This is a genomic window from Streptomyces sp. NPDC001770 (assembly GCF_053596135.1).
Genome location: NZ_JBSFFN010000002.1, coordinates 138,063 through 151,779 on the forward strand (window position 1 = coordinate 138,063; position 13,717 = coordinate 151,779).

7 protein-coding genes are annotated in these 13,717 nt (G+C 71.9%); 4 read left to right on the top strand and 3 right to left on the bottom strand.

Annotation, left to right across the window (positions count from 1 at the left end):
• The first annotated feature begins 73 nt into the window (after positions 1-73).
• A complete protein-coding gene (gene polA / locus ACWCSV_RS02965; RefSeq protein WP_451138076.1) occupies positions 74-2,785 on the top strand; it encodes a DNA polymerase I in 2,712 nt (903 codons plus the stop codon).
• Between the two features lie 325 nt (positions 2,786-3,110).
• Positions 3,111-4,838 (top strand): lytic murein transglycosylase, encoded by a 1,728-nt coding sequence (locus tag ACWCSV_RS02970; protein WP_451138077.1) that lies wholly within the window; start codon positions 3,111-3,113, stop codon positions 4,836-4,838.
• Positions 4,839-5,048: 210 nt separating this feature from the next.
• On the opposite strand, the gene hrpB is transcribed toward ACWCSV_RS02970, so the two are convergent.
• Together hrpB and ACWCSV_RS02980 are read right to left on the bottom strand one after the other, a co-directional pair.
• A complete protein-coding gene (gene hrpB, locus ACWCSV_RS02975; RefSeq protein ID WP_451138078.1) occupies positions 5,049-7,598 on the bottom strand; it encodes an ATP-dependent helicase HrpB in 2,550 nt (849 codons plus the stop codon).
• A 219-nt stretch (positions 7,599-7,817) separates the two neighbouring features.
• Positions 7,818-8,630, bottom strand: coding sequence for a class I SAM-dependent methyltransferase (locus ACWCSV_RS02980; RefSeq protein ID WP_451138079.1), 813 nt, complete (start codon positions 8,628-8,630; stop codon positions 7,818-7,820).
• 433 nt (positions 8,631-9,063) lie between these two features.
• Here ACWCSV_RS02980 and rpsA point away from each other — a divergent pair, with 433 nt between their 5' ends.
• Positions 9,064-10,572: a 30S ribosomal protein S1 gene (gene rpsA, locus ACWCSV_RS02985; RefSeq protein ID WP_266703241.1), complete on the top strand. Its 1,509-nt coding sequence runs from the start codon at positions 9,064-9,066 to the stop codon at positions 10,570-10,572.
• A 246-nt stretch (positions 10,573-10,818) separates the two neighbouring features.
• Here the strand turns inward: rpsA and ACWCSV_RS02990 are convergent, their stop codons facing one another.
• The gene (locus tag ACWCSV_RS02990) at positions 10,819-11,781 is read right to left on the bottom strand and encodes a right-handed parallel beta-helix repeat-containing protein (RefSeq protein ID WP_451138080.1); all 963 of its coding nucleotides are present in this window, start codon (positions 11,779-11,781) and stop codon (positions 10,819-10,821) included.
• A gap of 368 nt (positions 11,782-12,149) precedes the next feature.
• Here ACWCSV_RS02990 and ACWCSV_RS02995 point away from each other — a divergent pair, with 368 nt between their 5' ends.
• Positions 12,150-13,676, top strand: coding sequence for a flavin monoamine oxidase family protein (locus ACWCSV_RS02995; RefSeq protein WP_451138245.1), 1,527 nt, complete (start codon positions 12,150-12,152; stop codon positions 13,674-13,676).
• The last annotated feature ends 41 nt before the right edge of the window (positions 13,677-13,717 follow it).

The following is a 13,717-nucleotide window of genomic DNA, read 5'->3' on the forward strand; positions in this document are numbered from 1 at the left end:
CATCCGGCAAGGAGGGGGACGCGGCACCCGCGTGCGGTCCGTGATGTCGGTGGGCCGTGGCAGGATCGTGTATGTGGCTGAGACAGCATCGAAGAAGACGGCAGACAACCGACCGCGCCTGCTCCTCATGGACGGGCACTCCCTGGCGTACCGGGCGTTCTTCGCCCTGCCCGCGGAGAATTTCACGACCGGGACGGGGCAGCCGACGAACGCCGTGTACGGCTTCGCCTCGATGCTGGCGAACACGCTGCGCGACGAGGCGCCCACCCACTTCGCGGTGGCGTTCGACGTGTCCCGCAAGACCTGGCGCTCCAAGGAGTTCCCCGAGTACAAGGCGAACCGCTCCAAGACCCCCGACGAGTTCAAGGGGCAGGTCGAGCTGATCGGCGAACTGCTGGACGCGATGCACGCGGACCGGTTCGCCGTCGACGGCTTCGAGGCCGACGACGTGATCGCCACGCTCGCCACCCAGGCGGAGGCCGCCGGGTTCGAGGTGCTGATCGTCACGGGTGACCGCGACTCCTTCCAGCTCATCACCGAGAACGTCACGGTCCTCTATCCGACCAAGGGCGTCTCCGAGCTGACCCGCTTCACCCCGGAGAAGGTCGAGGAGAAGTACGGCCTCACCCCCGCGCAGTACCCGGACTTCGCCGCGCTGCGCGGCGACCCGTCGGACAACCTCCCCGGCATCCCCAAGGTGGGCGAGAAGACCGCCGCGAAGTGGATCAACCAGTACGGCTCCTTCGACGAGCTGGTGGCGCACGCCGACGAGGTCAAGGGCGTGGCCGGGCAGAACTTCCGCGACCACCTGGACGCGGTCCGGATGAACCGCCTGCTGACCGAGATGGTCCGCGACGTGGAGCTCCCCAAGGGCCCCGCCGAGCTGGAGCGCGCCCCGTACGACCGCGCCGCCGTCACCGGGGTGCTGGACGTCCTGGAGATCCGCAACCCGAGCCTGCGGGAGCGGCTGCTCGCCGTCGACCCGGGCGCGGCCGAGGAGGAGGCACCCGCCCCGGCCGCCGGGATCGAGCTGGACGGCACGGTCCTCGCCACCGGACAGGTCGCCGGCTGGCTGGCCGAGCACGGCGCGCAGCCGCTGGGCATGGCCACCGTGGACACCTGGGCGCTGGGCGCCGGCACCGTCACCGAGATCGCCCTCGCGGCGGTCGGCGGGGCGGCGGCCTGGCTCGACCCGACGGAGCTCGACGCCTCGGACGAGAAGGCGTTCACCGCCTGGCTCGCCGACCCGGAGCGGCCGAAGGTCCTGCACAACGCCAAGGCGGCCATGCGGGTCTTCCCCGAGCTGGGCTGGCACATCGAGGGCGTCACCATGGACACCGCGCTCGCGGCGTACCTGGTGAAGCCGGGACGCCGGTCGTTCGCGCTGGACGCACTGGCGGTGGAGTACCTCGGCCGCGAACTGGCCCCGGCCGCCTCGGCGGACGGGCAGCTCGCGTTCGGCGCGGACGACCGCGCCGAGGCCGACGCCCTGATGACGCAGGCCCGCGCCGTCCTCGACCTCGGCGCCGCGTTCAGCACCCGGCTCAGGGAGGTCGGCGCGCTCGACCTGCTCCACGACATGGAGCTGCCCACCTCGATCCTGCTGGCCCGGCTGGAGCGGCACGGCATCGCCGCCGACCGCGCCCATCTGGAGGCGATGGAGCAGCAGTTCGCCGGCGCCGTGCAGCAGGCCATAAAGGAGGCGCACGCGGCGGTGGGCCGGGAGTTCAACCTCGGCTCGCCCAAGCAGCTCCAGGAAGTCCTCTTCGGCGAACTCGGCCTGCCCAAGACCAAGAAGACGAAGACCGGGTACACCACCGACGCCGACGCGCTGGCCTGGCTCGCCGCACAGACCGAGCACGAGCTGCCGGTGATCATGCTGCGCCACCGCGAGCAGGCGAAACTGCGGGTCACCGTCGAGGGCCTGATCAAGACGATCGCGGCGGACGGCCGTATCCACACCACCTTCAACCAGACGGTGGCGGCGACCGGACGCCTCTCCTCCACCGACCCCAACCTCCAGAACATCCCGGTCCGTACGGACGAGGGGCGTGCGATCCGCCGGGGCTTCGTCGTCGGCGAGGGCTTCGAGACCCTGATGACGGCGGACTACAGCCAGATCGAACTCCGGGTGATGGCCCACCTCTCCGAGGACGCCGGTCTGATCGAGGCGTTCACCTCGGGCGAGGACCTGCACACCACGGTCGCCTCCCAGGTGTTCGGCGTCGACAAGTCGGCCGTCGACCCGGAGATGCGGCGCAAGATCAAGGCCATGTCCTACGGACTCGCCTACGGCCTCTCCGCGTTCGGGCTCTCCCAGCAGCTCAACATCGAGGCGGGCGAGGCGCGTGGCCTGATGGACACGTACTTCCAGCGCTTCGGCGGGGTACGCGACTACCTCCACCGGGTCGTCGAGGAAGCCAGGTCCACCGGTTACACCGAGACGGTCTTCGGCCGCCGCCGGTACCTCCCCGACCTCAACAGCGACAACCGCCAGCGGCGCGAGATGGCGGAGCGCATGGCGCTCAACGCCCCGATCCAGGGCACCGCCGCGGACATCGTGAAGGTCGCGATGCTCCACGTCGACCGGGCACTGACGGAGGCGAAGCTGAAGTCCCGGATGCTGCTCCAGGTGCACGACGAAATCGTGCTGGAGATCGCACCGGGCGAGAGCGTCGAGGTGGAGGAGATCCTTCGCCACGAGATGGCCTCCGCCGTGTCGCTGCGAGCCCCGCTGGACGTGTCGGTCGGTGTGGGCACCGACTGGGAGTCCGCGGCGCACTGAGGAGGTCGCGACCCGACGGGGCGCGCTTTCCCGCGGGACGGAGGCCGGGCACGAGGTGCCCGGCCTCCGCCGTGTCCTGCGCCGTGTCCTCCGTCATGTCCGGGGCGGGGAGCGGGGGCAGGGGCTGGAGCGGTGGCCAGGCACGGCCCAGGGGTGGGCCGCGCACCCCGGAAGCGAGGCGCAGTACAACTTCGGTTGAACAACGTGAAAAACCAGTAAGAACCGGTCAGACGCCTGTGTCGAAGTATCAGGAGTTGCCGTAGGGTCACGGGAGTCCTCGCGCTGGGGAGCGCGAACAGCCGTCGTCGGGGAGGGACCAGACCATATGGCAGCGCAATTCGGCCGTCGCCTGCGCAGAGGGGCCACCAGCACCGCGGTGGCCGCCGCCGTCGTCGCGGCACTCTCCGCCTCTCAGGCACCCGGCGCGCCCCTGGGCCTGGCCACCCAGCCCGGCGGGAACGACCAGCCGGCCGCGGCCGAACCCGAAGAGGGCGCCGCCACCGGCAACGACCAGTACCACACCGACCTGCCGCCGCTGGCGACCCCGGTCACCCCGGGCACTCCGGGCACCTCCGTCGGTCTGCCCGCCACCAGCGCCGAGTCCGGCATTCCGGCCTCGGTGCTCGCCGCGTACCAGCAGGCACAGTCGACCATCGCCGGCACGGACCCGGCCTGCCGGCTGCCCTGGCAACTCCTCGCCGCCATCGGCAAGGTGGAGTCGGGCCAGGCACGCGGCGGCAAGGTCGACGCGAGCGGCACCACGCTCAGCCCGATCCTCGGCCCCGCCCTCGACGGCAACGGGTTCGCACTCATCCCGGACACCGACAACGGCGCGTACGACAACGACACCGTCACCGACCGCGCGGTCGGTCCGATGCAGTTCATCCCGTCCACCTGGGCGACCTGGGGCCAGGACGCCAACGGCGACGGGCGCAAGGACCCCAACAACGTCTACGACGCGGCGCTCGCCGCCGGGCGCTACCTCTGCGCCGGTACCCGGGACCTCTCCATCGACACCGACATCGACCGCGCGGTGCTGAGCTACAACCACTCCACCGCCTACCTGTCGACCGTGCGGTCCTGGTTCGAGTACTACAACAACGGCACCCACGCGGTGCCCGACGGAACCGGCGTCCTGCCGACCACGCCCGGCCCGGCGACCGGCACCACGACCGGCCCGGCCCCGGCCTCGCCGTCCACCCCGCACCCGACGTCCCCCTCGCCCTCGCCGTCCCCGGACGGAAAGCCCGGGACCGCCTCGCCGTCCCCGAGCCCCACCCCGACGCCGGGCGGCAAGCCCGGGGGCACCGGGACCCCCAAGCCGCCCACGACCACCACGCCCCCGGCGCCCTCCCAGGTCCCCAAGCTCGCCGGGATCGAGAACGCGGGCACCGGCACGCTGACCGCCATGGCGGGCCAGCACTTCGCCGGGGACGTCACCGTCCGGGCCGTCGACGGCGAGGGCGACAGCTTCGCCGAGGCGCCCGTCACCTTCACGATCAGCGGCGACACCGACGCCCGCTTCGCCGGCGGAGCCACCAGCGCCCAGGTCGTCACCTCGGCGGACGGCACCGCCAGCGCCCCGGCTCTGGTGGCGGGCGAGACCACCGGCGACTTCCAGGTCCACGCCGCCGCCGGCACCACCGGGCAGTTCGGCCTCTCCTTCACGGCGACCGTCACCCCCCGCCGGGCCGACGCCGTCGCCCGGACGACCAGCACCGCGCCGACCGCCACCCAGGGCGGCGAGTTCACCGAGGACGTCCAGGTCAAGGCCACCCTCGGCGGTGCCGTCGCCTCCGGCGTCGCCGTCACCGCCACGATCCTCGACAGTGCGGGCCAGCCCGTGCCGGAGGGCCAAGGCCCCCGCTTCACCGGCGCGAACGACACCGAGGTCACCACGCTCACCGGCCTGAAGACCGACGCCGACGGCCTGCTCACCCTCCCGCAGATCCACGCGGGCGACACGGCGGGCACCTACACGCTGCGGATCACCACCGAGGGCGGCGCCGTCCTCGACATCGAGCTCACCGTCGAGGCGCCGCCCGCCGCCTGACGCCGCTCAGCACCCTCCGCGCGCCCGTACCGAGCACCTCCCGGTACGGGCGCGCGGCCGTACCGGCCCCGCGTTGTACCACCCCGCGTCGTACCCCCGTCGTCCTAAGGCCGCACCGGTGCGCCCTGGGCCCGCCGTCGTAACGCCGTCGTCGTACCGCCACACCGGTGCGGCGGGCCCCCGTCGCCCAAGCGTGCGCCGCTCACCAGGTCATGACGGCTGCTCCCGCTTCAGCCGTGCCGAAGTGAACCGGGTGGCCGCAACCGTCGTCGGGTCCTCCGGCCAGGGATGCCGGGGGTAGCGTCCGCGCAGCTCCGCGCGGACGGCGCGGTACCCCTCCCGCCAGAACGAGGCCAGATCCGCGGTCACCGCCGCCGGCCGCCCCGCCGGGGACAACAGGTGCACCAGCACGGGAACGCCGGCCACCGAGGGCGTCTCGGCCAGGCCGAACAGCTCCTGGAGCTTCACCGCGAGGACCGGCTGCTCACCGCCGTACTCCACCCGGATACGGGACCCGCTCGGCACCTCGATCCGCTCGGGCGCCAACTCGTCCAGCCGGGAAGCCTCGCCGGTCGCCCACGGCAGCAGCCGGCGCAGCGCCTGCCCCGCCTCGATCCGCCCCAGGTCCGCGCGGCGCCGCGCACGCGACAGCTCCGGCTCCAGCCACTCCCCGGCACGCGCCAGCAGCGCTCCGTCCGACACCTCGGGCCAGGGCGCCCCCAGAGCGCCGTGCAGGAACGCCAGCCGGGCCCGCAACTGCTCGCTGTCACGGGTCCACCGCAGCAACCCGGTGCTCTCCCGGCGCAGCCCCTCCAGGAGCGCGGTGCGCACCAGCTCCGGGGCCGGCTGCTTCAACGGGCGCACCACCAGCTCCACCGCACCGAGCCGGTCAACCACGCGCGCCACCACGTCGCCCTCGCTCCATCGGACCTCCTCGCCCCGGAACCGCAGGTGCCCCGCGGCGAGCACCGCGGTGTCCTCGTCGATCACCGCGGCAAGCCGCACCCGGGCCGACGCGGCGTGCGTGGGCCGGTCCGCCACCGCGACCGCCAGCCACGGCGAGCCGCGCAGCCCCGAGCCGTCCCGCAGCTCCGCCCCGGTCCCGGACGCCATCAGGTACGCCTCCCCGCCCCGGGCGCGCGCCACCCGTTCCGGGAAGGCAAGCGCGGCCACCAGCCCGGCGGCGGCGTCGTCCGTGACCGGAGCGGCCCCGCCCGCCGGGCCGCCGGGCGCCGCCCGTCCGGCCTCCGTCCCGCCGCCGAGCGAGGACGACAGTCGGCGCACCTCCTGGCGCCAGCGCGCGGCGTACCCGTCGCCGCCCCGGCGCGCGGTGCGCAGGGCCGCAGCCAGATCGTCGCCGTACTCGCGGGGCGGCTCCTCGCTCAGCAGGGCCACCACCTCGGCCGCCCGGCGCCCGCCCACCTCAGGGGCTCCGTCGACCAGGGCCCGCGCCAGCCGGGGATGGACACCGAGCCGGGACATCCGGGTGCCGCGCCCGGTCACCCGCCCGTCCCCGTCCACCGCGCCGACAGCCGTCAGCACCTCGCGGGCCGCGCTCATCGCCCCGGCGGGCGGCGGGTCGAGCAGCGCCAGGCCGACCGCTCCCGGGTCGCCCCAGCACGCAGCCCGGAGCGCGAACGCCGCCAGGTCCGCGACCCGGATCTCCGGGGCCGGGAACCGGGCGAGCCGCCCGTCCTCCGCCTCCGTCCAGCACCGGTACACCGCACCGGGAGCCTCCCGTCCGGCACGGCCCGCCCGCTGCCGTCCGGTCGCCTGCGAGGCCCGCACGGTCGTCAGGGCGCTCAGCCCCCGGGCGTGATCGGTCCTCGGCTCCCGGGCGAGGCCGCTGTCGACCACGACCCGCACCCCGGGCACGGTCAGCGAGGACTCCGCGACCGAGGTCGCCAGCACCACCCGCCGTCCCGCACCGGAACCCCCCGCGAGGACCGCGTCCTGCACGGCGGCGGGAGCCCGTCCGTGCACCTGGAGCACCTCCGCCCCGGCTCCGGCCAGCCGGCCGGCGACCTGGGCGATCTCGCCGACACCGGGCAGGAAGCAGAGCACGTCGCCGTCCCGCTCCGCGAGCGCCCGGCGCACCACCTGGGCGACGTGCGTCAGCAGGGCGGGATCGACCCGCATCCCGTGCGGCGGCCGGACCGGTGCGGCGGGCGGCGCCCAGACGACCTCCACCGGATGGGAGACGCCGGTCGCCTCGACCACCGGGGCACCGCCGAGCAGCTGGGCCCAGCCCTCCGCGTCGGTCGTCGCGGAGGCGGCCACCAGCCGCAGGTCGGGGCGGAGCGTCTCGCGCACGTCCAGCAGGAAGGCGGCGGCGGTGTCCGCGTCCAGGTGGCGTTCGTGGCACTCGTCGAGGATCACCACGTCGGAGCCGGAGAGCTCCTGGTCGCGTTGGAGGCGCTGGAGCAGCACCCCGGTGGTGACGACCTCGACCACGGTGTCCGGGCCGACCGCCCGCTCGCCACGCACGGTGAAGCCGACGCGGCCGCCGGGCCGCTCGCCGAGGAGCCACGCCATGCGGCGGGCCGCGGCACGCGCCGCGATCCTGCGGGGCTCGGCGACCACGACCCGGCGCGGCGGACCTTCACCGGTCAGCCCCGCGAGAGCGAGCGGGACGAGTGTGGTCTTGCCGGTGCCCGGCGGCGCGCAGAGCACGGCGGTGCCCCGCTCGTCGAGCGCCCGGCGCAGGGCGGGCACAGCGGAGCGGACGGGTAGGTCGACCAGGGCATCGGTTCGGATCACGCACCCAGTGTCGTACGGGCGGCCGGACGCCCCCACCCCCGTACGGGGGAGCCGCTTCCCCCGCACGGGGGAGGCGGCTGTGGTGGGGCGTCCGGCAGAGTCGCAGGAGTCAGCAGAACCAGGCGACAGCGCGGACCGGGCCGGCACGGAGCCGGCACAGAGCCTGCCGACGGAGATGGCCGAGGGGGACGGATGAGGTGCGGCCGGAGCGGGACGGGGTCAGTCCCGTTCGCAGACGAAGACCGCGGTGCCCGGGATGAGGTTTCCGCGCAGCGGCGACCAGCCGCCCCATTCCTGGTGGTTCCACTCCGGCCACTCGGGTTCCACCAGGTCGACGAGGCGGAAGCCGGCCGCGACCACGTCCCGGACCCGGTCGCCCAGCGTCCGGTGGTGCTCCACGTAGACGGCCTCGCCCGACTCGTCCTGCTCCACGTAGGGGACCCGGTCGAAGTAGGACGCGGCGACGGAGAGCCCCTCCGGCCCCGGTTCGTCGGGGAAGGCCCAGCGGATCGGGTGGGTCACCGAGAAGACCCAGCGGCCGCCGGGCCGCAGCACCCGGCGGACCTCGCGGAACACGCGTACCGGGTCGGCGACGAAGGGGACGGCACCGTAGGCGGAGCAGGCGAGGTCGAAGGAGCCGTCACGGAAGGGCAGCACCCCGGCGTCCGCCTCCACCAACGGCACCTCGTCGCCGATCCGCAGGGCGTGCTGGAGCTGCCGGTGGGAGAGGTCCAGGGCGACCGGGCGGGCTCCCTGCGCGGCCAGCCAGCGCGAACACTGCGCCGCGCCCGCGCCGATCTCCAGGACGTCGCGGCCCGCGAGGGAGGCGGTGGGTCCGAGCAGCCCGGCCTCCGCCTCGTCGAGTCCCTCCGGCCCCCAGACGAACCGGTCGTCGCCGAGAAACGCCCCGTGGTCGCTCTGGTACTCGTCCGCGTTCCGGTCCCACCAGCCGCGGCTGGCCCGGCTGCTCTCCGTGTCGTCCGCCTCGCGGCGGGTCGCTTCCGGTTCGGTTCCGCAGGTCTCTTGGCTCATCGTGTCCGTCGTTGTAGTTTGCCTGTACCCACCGCGTGCGGCGGGGTGCGGGGAGTGTCCGTGCGGCCGTACCCGACCCCGGGCGCCGGCTTCCGGCGACGCGCGAGCGAGGAACTTCCGAGTTCCGAAACTGGCCGGATACCGCCCAGGCACGGCCGAGTTGTGCCGGATATGGTCCGGTGCGCCCCGCGTGTGCCCCTTCGCGCATTGACCGTGTCCGGCTGCCCCCGTATGCTACAAGTTGCGCTGCGAGCCTGCGCGCCTCAGACCTAGCAGGCCGCGCTCGCGTCTGTTGCATGTCCCCTCGGTTGTCGAGGTGCCTCCCGGAGACGGGTCGGGCACTTTCCAGGCTGTCCGGCTTCTGCAGAGGCGATACGGGCTTTCGGCGTAGCAGTACCTACGACTCACTGTCCGTACCGGAGCCCTTTCCCACATGACGAGCAGCACCGAGACCACCGCCACCACTCCGCAGGTTGCGGTCAACGACATCGGCGACGCGGACGCGTTCCTCGCGGCGATCGACGAGACGATCAAGTACTTCAACGACGGCGACATCGTTGATGGTGTCATCGTCAAGGTCGACCGGGACGAGGTTCTCCTCGACATCGGTTACAAGACCGAAGGTGTCATCCCGAGCCGCGAGCTCTCGATCAAGCACGACGTCGACCCGAACGAGGTCGTCAAGGTCGGCGACGAGATCGAGGCCCTGGTTCTCCAGAAGGAGGACAAGGAAGGCCGCCTGATCCTCTCGAAGAAGCGCGCGCAGTACGAGCGTGCGTGGGGCACCATCGAGAAGATCAAGGAAGAGGACGGCATCGTCACCGGTACCGTCATCGAGGTCGTCAAGGGTGGTCTCATCCTCGACATCGGCCTCCGTGGCTTCCTGCCGGCGTCGCTCGTCGAGATGCGTCGCGTCCGCGACCTCCAGCCCTACGTGGGCAAGGAGCTCGAGGCGAAGATCATCGAGCTGGACAAGAACCGCAACAACGTGGTCCTGTCCCGCCGCGCCTGGCTGGAGCAGACCCAGTCCGAGGTTCGCCAGACGTTCCTCACCACCCTGCAGAAGGGTCAGGTCCGCTCCGGCGTCGTCTCCTCGATCGTCAACTTCGGTGCCTTCGTGGACCTGGGTGGCGTCGACGGTCTCGTTCACGTCTCCGAGTTGTCCTGGAAGCACATCGACCACCCGTCCGAGGTTGTCGAGGTCGGCCAGGAAGTCACCGTCGAGGTTCTCGACGTCGACATGGACCGTGAGCGCGTCTCCCTGTCGCTGAAGGCGACGCAGGAAGACCCGTGGCAGCAGTTCGCCCGTACGCACCAGATCGGTCAGGTCGTCCCGGGTAAGGTCACCAAGCTGGTTCCGTTCGGTGCGTTCGTGCGCGTCGACGAGGGCATCGAGGGCCTGGTCCACATCTCCGAGCTGGCCGAGCGCCACGTGGAGATCCCGGAGCAGGTCGTCCAGGTCAACGACGAGATCTTCGTCAAGGTCATCGACATCGACCTGGAGCGTCGTCGGATCAGCCTCTCGCTGAAGCAGGCCAACGAGTCCTTCGGCAGCGACCCGGCCTCGGTCGAGTTCGACCCGACCCTGTACGGCATGGCCGCGTCCTACGACGACCAGGGCAACTACATCTACCCCGAGGGCTTCGACCCCGAGACCAACGACTGGCTCGAGGGCTTCGAGGCGCAGCGCGAGGTCTGGGAGACCCAGTACGCCGAGGCGCAGCAGCGCTTCGAGCAGCACCAGGCCCAGGTCATCAAGTCCCGCGAGGCCGACGAGGCCGCCGCTGCCGAGGGCGCTGCTGCCCCGGCCGGCGCCCCGGCTGCCTCGGGCGGCAGCGGTGGCGGCTCGTACTCCTCGGAGTCGGCGGACAACTCCGGCGCCCTGGCGTCGGACGAGGCGCTCGCCGCTCTGCGCGAGAAGCTGGCCGGCGGCCAGAGCTGAAGCTCTGACCCTGGCGACCGCTGACGGACGGCGGTAGCAGGAGTAGGTACGCATGAGGCCCGTCCCCTTCGGGGGGCGGGCCTCACGCGTGTCAGGGGGAGGTGGCAGTCGCGTGTCAGGGCAGGTGGCAGCCGCGTGTCCGCGCCGGCCTCGCTCGTGCCCGCGCCCGCCTCGCTCGCGTCCGCCGTGGTCCTGACGCGTGTCCGCGGTGGCCCCATGCGTGTCGAGAGGAGGCGGCCGTGTGTCCTACGGGGTGACGGCGATGTTGGTCAGACCCGCGCCGCCGGTCACCGTGTTGTCCGAGTACACCGTCGTGGCGCAGCTCGACGTGTTCGCGGTGACGTTGATCGCCAGCCGCAGGGCCCCGGTCGCACCGGTGAGGTCCGAGGAGTTGTCCCGGAACACCGTGCCGCAGCCCCAGCCCGGCTGCTGGGTGTGCGTCTCGTACCCGGTGTTGGTCGTACGGGAACCGGTGTTGCCCTGGACGAGGACACCGTTGCCCTTCACGTCGACCCAGGAGTCGTCGTAGTTCGCACCGGTGAGCCCGCTGCCGTCGAAGGTGTTGCCGATGATCCGGGCGCCGGTGGTGCCTTCCTTGATGTCGACGTTCTCGCCCCCGAAGCCGGGGCCGATGACGTTGTCGGTGATCAGGACCCGGTCACTGTTGTCGGTGAGGTCGCCCGCCGTGCCGACGTAGACGCCCTCCCCCATGCCGCGCCCGTCGTGCCCGGTGTCGTAGATGCGCGAGTTCCGGATGACCCCGTCCTTGCTGGACGTACGGAAGTGCACGCCCTCCATGTCGAGGTCGTGGACGGTCACCGAGTCGATGACGACCCCGTTCGCGGAGTCCGTCACGATGCCCTTCTGGCCGCCGGTGACGGTGACGCCCTGCACCGTCCAGTACGAGGCGCCGTTCAGATACAACCCGTAGCCGCCGCTCGCGGTGAGGATCGCCGCGGAGGAGCCGGTCAGGGTGATGCGGGCGGCGGCGGTGCCCGGGACGGTCACCTTGAAGTTGCCGGTGTAGGTGCCGTCCGCGAGGCGGATCGTGTCGCCGGGGACGGCTGCCGCGAGCGCCGCCTTGAGCTGTTTCGCGGTGCTGACATCGACGACGCCGGCCGCGTCGGCCGGTCCCGCCGAGACGAGGGTGAGGCCGCAGGTGACGAGGGCGGCGGCAAGCAGCGGGGCGAGGGGGGTGCGGGTGCGCATGGAGTTGCCTTCCCGGAGAGTCCAGACGTCTCGTACGTGAATCTGGGGCGAGTACCTGAACGTGCTGCCCCGAGGTGAGACGTGCTGCCCGGGGCATGTTGACCCGAGACGTTAGGGGCGCGGGAGGGGAGCGTCAAGGTCTGGACCATTGCCCGAATATCGGGCCGCGATCTTCTTCGAGAGAAACATGCGAGATACACGAGTAACTGACGGGCCGTAACACGCACTTGCCAGTATCCCGACATCGACAAGATCCACGGAGGAGTCGGGACATGACCTCTATATCCAGCATGCCGAACGGTGCCGCGTCCGGTTCGAGCCGCCGCAATTTCCTGCGTCAGGTCGGTCTCACCAGTGGAGCCGGCGCCATGTTCGCCACCATGGGAGCGCTCGGCCTGGCCCCGACCGCCCAGGCCGCGAGCCGTGAACCCGCGTTCCACGCCCCCAGCAAGGGCGACTTCAACCTGAAGGGCGGCCGGGCTGCGGCGAAGGTCGTCATCGTCGGCGGTGGCATCGCCGGTCTCGCCTCCGCCTACGAGCTCGGCAAGGCGGGTTACGACTGTACGATCCTGGAGGCCCGGGCCTTCACCGGTGGCCGCAACACGACGATCCGCGGCGGTGACACCACCACCGACCTGTACGGGAACAAGCAGACCGCCAAGTTCCACGACGGGCAGTACATGAACGCCGGCCCCGGCCGGATTCCCCAGTGGATGGTCACGCTCGACTACTGCCGCGAACTCGGCGTCCCCGTCGAGGTGTTCACCAACGTGAACGCCAACGCCTACATCTTCAACGAGCGCAACGGGATGAAGGCCCCGATGCGCTACCGCACCGCCAAGGCCGACATGTACGGCTACGTCTCCGAACTCCTCGCCAAGGCCACCGACATGGGCGCCCTGGACCGTCAGATCACCGCCGACGACCAGGAGAAACTCCTCGAGTTCCTGAAGGACTTCGGCGACATCGGCGACACCCTCGAGTACACCGGCAGCCCGCGCCGCGGTTACCGCGTCGACCCTGCCGCCGTGGGCACCCCCGGCGAGCTGCTCGGGGACGTACCGACCGCCTCCGAGATCTTCTCGACCAACGTGGGCCGCTACTTCTCCTTCGAGTTCGAGTACGACCAGGCCATGCTGATGTTCCAGCCCGTCGGCGGCATGGACCGTATACCGGCGGCCCTGACCAGGGCGATAGGCAGCCGCCGCATCCGGACCGGCGCGGCCGTCACCGACATCCGGGACACCCCGCACGGCGTCACCGTCACCTACACCCAGGACGGCCGCACCCGCACCATCGACGCCGACTACTGCATCGCCGCACTGCCCCCGAACATCCTGGCCAAGACCTCGCACAACCTCGGCTCCGCCGTGCAGACCGCGCTGGAGGGATGCAAGCCCTCCTCGGCCGGAAAGATCGGCCTGGAGTACAAGAGCCGCTGGTGGGAGACCGACCACCGGATCTACGGCGGCATCACCGAGACCGACATGGACCTCTCCCACATCTGGTACCCGTCCTACGGCCACAACGGCGACCGCGGCCTGATCATCGGCTACTACAACACCGGCACCAACGCCGACTCCTACGCGGCGCTCGCACCGAAGGACCGCGAGGCCCGCGCCCTCGCCCAGGGCGTCAAGATCCACGGCGAGAAGTACCGTACGGAACTCTCCTCGTCCTTCTCGCACCACTGGCGCCAGACCCCCCACCTGGAAGCCGCCTGGCACTCGCTGGCCGGAGGCCCGGAGTCCGCCGCCTTCGCCCCGCTCAACAAGGCGGCCGGCCGCGTCTACTTCGCGGGCGACTACCTGAGCAACACCGACGCCTGGCAGCACGGGGCGTTCACCTCGGCTCGCAAGGCCGTGACCGCGCTGCACAGCCGCGTGCTCGCGTGACTTCGGTGCCCGCGTCCGCGCCCGCGTAAAACACCCGATGA